At 47.2% G+C, this 604-nt stretch carries 1 protein-coding gene; it reads left to right on the top strand.

Going from position 1 to position 604, the window contains the following annotated elements; genetic code table 11:
* A partial coding sequence (locus J536_RS24645; RefSeq protein ID WP_032064340.1) for a phage late control D family protein occupies positions 1-604 on the top strand: 604 nt, incomplete at both ends.

Raw genomic sequence — 604 nt, 5'->3', positions numbered from 1 at the left:
TATTACCGAAGCAAGCCAAGGGCAAAGTGACGGCTCACTCACCATTTATAATCTCACCTTAAAAGACCCGACTACACTCTGGCATAAACGCCGTAATAGCCGCGTGTTTATGAACAAAAGCGTGCGCGATATTAGCGAAATTCTGTTTAAAGAATGGCAGGGTAAAAGCCCGTTATTTGCCGCAAGCTTAACCCTCGACACATCTGGTTTAAGCAAAGACTACGATGTGCGTCCATTTGTGATGCAGTCTAACGAAAGCGATTATGACTTTTTAACCCGTTTGTGGCGTAGTGAAGGCATTAACTGGCTGGTCGATGAATCACAGCTTTTTGTCGCTGACCCGAATGCTTCCATTCAGCCACAAGTGTTACGTTTAATTGATGATAACCAAAACTATCAGGCACTTGAACGTCGTAGCCTGCGCTACCAACGTAGCAGTGCGACAGAACAGTTTGATACCATTACCCAAGTCAAGGCAGAGCGCCGCTTACAACCGACTTCGGTTCATGTGCAACGCTGGCAAGCCGATGCCCTACAACAAGAAGAAGGCAGTGGCAGCGTACAAGGCACACAAAAGCACAGCGAACACTATGACAATGCCAGC

The sequence above is a fragment of the Acinetobacter sp. 809848 genome (assembly GCF_000581275.1).
Taxonomy (GTDB): domain Bacteria; phylum Pseudomonadota; class Gammaproteobacteria; order Pseudomonadales; family Moraxellaceae; genus Acinetobacter; species Acinetobacter pittii.
The sequence above is the reverse complement of the archived record's forward strand: the minus strand, read 5'-3'. Positions and strand labels throughout refer to the sequence as shown.